The sequence below is a fragment of the bacterium genome (assembly GCA_019912885.1).
Classification (GTDB): domain Bacteria; phylum Lernaellota; class Lernaellaia; order JACKCT01; family JACKCT01; genus JAIOHV01.
Map to the genome: position 1 here is coordinate 1 of JAIOHV010000192.1, position 3,122 is coordinate 3,122.

The 3,122-nt window shown below is 65.6% G+C and carries 4 protein-coding genes; 3 read left to right on the forward strand and 1 reads right to left on the reverse strand.

Annotation, left to right across the window (positions count from 1 at the left end; genetic code table 11):
• A partial coding sequence (locus K8I61_16920) for a hypothetical protein (GenBank protein ID MBZ0273724.1) occupies positions 1 to 608 on the reverse strand: 608 nt, incomplete at its 3' end.
• A gap of 291 nt (positions 609 to 899) precedes the next feature.
• On the opposite strand from K8I61_16920, the gene K8I61_16925 reads away from it, so the two are divergent.
• The 3 genes from K8I61_16925 to K8I61_16935 all read left to right on the forward strand — a co-directional run.
• Positions 900 to 2,234: a hypothetical protein gene (locus K8I61_16925; protein ID MBZ0273725.1), complete on the forward strand. Its 1,335-nt coding sequence runs from the start codon at positions 900 to 902 to the stop codon at positions 2,232 to 2,234.
• Between the two features lie 64 nt (positions 2,235 to 2,298).
• A complete protein-coding gene (locus K8I61_16930) occupies positions 2,299 to 2,778 on the forward strand; it encodes a GNAT family N-acetyltransferase (protein ID MBZ0273726.1) in 480 nt (159 codons plus the stop codon).
• A 135-nt stretch (positions 2,779 to 2,913) separates the two neighbouring features.
• Positions 2,914 to 3,122: helix-turn-helix domain-containing protein (locus K8I61_16935; protein MBZ0273727.1), on the forward strand; the 209-nt coding region annotated here is incomplete at its 3' end.

Genomic DNA, 3,122 nt, shown 5'->3' on the forward strand with positions numbered 1-3,122 from the left:
TCGTTGTCCATGAGGTCGCAAACCTGAGCGGCGTCCTCGGCGAACACGAAGTAGTCGTCGCCGAGCGTGAACACGATGCCGCACGCATACATGTCGGCGATGGTGTCCGCGCAACCGCCTGTGGTCTGCGTTTCAAGGCAGGCGTTGAAGCAGTTCACGTCGCAGGTGCCGAGCTCGAGGCAGTCCGCGAAGCAGTTCCACGTCGGGCTGTCGGTCTTGGCGCCGGTGCCGTTCACAAAATCCTCGGACAGGTCGCACCACTCTTCGAGGGCAAGCTCGTCGAGCGGGTTGCCGTCGGCGTCATTGAAGGAGATGCCACAGCCAAGGAACATGCCTTCGGCAACAGCCTGGCAGGTGGCGTCGTCCATGTCGTCGTCATCGTCCGCATCGTCGTCGTCGGCGTCATCATCGTCCGCGTCATCATCGTCGGCATCATCATCATCATCGTCATCGAAGTCGTCGTCGAAGTCGTCGTCATCGGCCGCATCGTCATCGTCATCGTCGTCGTCGTCATCGTCGTCGCCGCAAGCGACGAGGGCCGCCGAGGAGACCCACAAAACGGCCACCAGGGCGAACAGCAGGAAGCGGTTCTTGAAAAGCTTTGTCATCGGACGATCCCTCCTTAATGGTCGTCAGTTTGTTGGCCCTTCCCCGAAAGCGGGGTATCTCCCACGACCGGCGTGGGCGTATGTCACTCCAACGTCAAAAGCGGACAACCTTTACCACACGGAAAAAAGTCGGGTCAAGCCAATTCTTTCGCGCGAAACGAGCGGCGAGACGCGCCCGAAACGCGAGGGATTTCACGGATTTCTCCGGGTGCGCGGAACGGACCCTGACACCGGCTATCCCTTGGACTATGATCGGTCGCCGAAAATTCGCCGCGAAACAGGGAGGTCTCCATGCGCCGAACGGGTACGCCGCGTCTGTCGATATTCGCGCTGGTGTCGGTTTTCGCCGCCGCCTTCCTTGCCGGAGCGCCGCGCGCGATGGGGGCCGACAAGGCCCCCCTCCTCGCGAAGGCGGAAAAAGACGCGTCCGAAAAAACCGTCGATATCGTCGATCCCGCGGGCGCGATGGCCACGTTTTATGACGCGCTCTGGCGTGCGGGCGAGGGCCGCCCCGGCGCGATCGCGCGCGTCGCCCATTACGGCGATTCGCTGATCGAGATGGACCTTCTCTCCGGGCAGGCGCGCCGCCGCCTTCAGGCCGCGTTCGGCGATGCGGGCCACGGCTTCATCCATGCCGCCAGGACGCGCACCTGGTATCGCCACGACGACGTGGAACACGAGCCCGACGCGGCGTGGATCGCCTATCAACTCAACGAGTCGGGCTCGCCGACGCGAAAATACGGATACGGCATCGCGGTATCCGCGGCGTACAAGGCCAAGGCCGAAACGCGCATCGGCGCGGCGGGGTCGGGACCGGGCAGCAAGGTTTCGCGATTCGAGATCCTCACGCTCGCGAGCCCGGACGGCGGCCCGGTCGAGGTCCGGATCGATGGCGACAAAAAAGGTGCGTTCGACACGCGCGGAAACGGCGAGGCGGGCGTGGTGCGACTTGCCGTGCCCGCGGGACGGCATCGGCTGGAACTTGCCGCCACCAAGGCCGGCCCGATGCTGCTTGGTGTCATCCTCGAAAACGACGGGCCGGGAGTCGTGTACGACGCGCTCGGCGTCAACGGCATCGGCGCTTCGGCGCTCGTGCGCGCCGACCGCGACCACTGGCGCGATCAACTCGCGCACCGGGGGCCCGATCTGGTGATCCTGGCGTTCGGAACGAACGAGGCGACGGAGAAAAACCTGAACGTCACCGCGTTCAAAAGCGGGCTTACGCAGGTGATCGGCGACGTGAAAAAGGCGCTGCCGCACGCTTCGATAGTCGTGATGGCGCCGCTTGATCGCGCCGAAAAGCAGGGCGGCGCGCTAGTCACCATGCCGAGCATTCCGAAGATCGTCGCCGCGCAAAAGGAGGCGGCGGCCGACGCCGGTGTCGCGTTCTGGAATGCGTTCGAGGCGATGGGCGGCGAGGGCTCGATGGCCCGGTGGTATCAATCGAAACCGCGCCTGGCGTCCGGCGATTTCATGCACCCCACGCGCGATGGCGCGAAAGTGCTTGGCGACATGTGGCATGCCGCGCTGATGCGCGGTTTCGCCGCGCACGTCCGTGCGAACGACGCGCCGGGCCAGGCGCCGGCGAAGGCGAAATCGCCGCTGGCCGACGTGCCGGTGCGCTGACGGCCCGATGGACGGCCTTTTCCCGCCTCGCACAAGGCTCGCGCCGGGGTTTTCGCTGCGGCGGATGACGCGAAGCGCGATCGCGCGCGTCACCGATATCATGCTCGCCGCCGAGCCGTGGAAGAGCTACGGCTTTTCCGGCGAGCAGATCCGATCGTTTATCGAGGGATGCGTCAACGCGCGCGTGGCCCGCGTGGTCGTGCGCGACGACGGCGATGAGCCGCCGCCCCTGTGGCACACGGGGGTCGATCCCGCGGCGGTCGTCGGCGTTGTCGTCGTGCAACCCGGATTTCTCGGCGGGCGCTTCCTTGAGATCCTCGCCCTCGACGCGGACGTTCGCGGCCGCGGCCTTGGCCGCGCGATCATCGACGCGATCGGCCGGGAAAGCCCGTTGCAGGTACGTGATTTGTTCGTGCTGGTCGCCGAATCCAACGCGCCGGCGCGTGCGTTCTACGAGCGGCTGGGGTTTCGCCCTGTCGGCCCTCTTCCCGGCCTGATCCGCGAGGACCGGGACGAGATTTTGATCTGGCTGCGGTTTCGGTGAGACAAAAGGCCGGAATGGACATGATGGACCCAATGGACATCATGGACGATTGAAGAGAACGCCTGCCACGGCGATGCCGTCCCGCATCCCGCACTCGGCTTCCCGGCTCGACACCGTTGCGTTATGATCCAACTCATGGATCAATCAGAATCAACGAATCAATCCGAGCTGCTGTCCGCGGCCGAGGCGGCGGAATACCTCGGCATCAAACCGCCGACACTTTACGCCTACGTCAGCCGCGGCCTGATCGAAAGCCGCGCGGGTTCGGACGCGCGCTCGCGCCAATACGCGCGCGAAGACCTTGCCCGCCTGCGCGCGCGGGCCGGCGCGCCGCGCGGCCGGCG

Bases quoted from the DNA above. Each gene is read 5' to 3' on its own strand.
- K8I61_16930 (MBZ0273726.1), top strand. From the start codon at position 2,299: ATGACGCGAAGCGCGATCGCGCGCGTCACCGATATCATGCTCGCCGCC.
- K8I61_16925 (MBZ0273725.1), top strand. From the start codon at position 900: ATGCGCCGAACGGGTACGCCGCGTCTGTCGATATTCGCGCTGGTGTCG.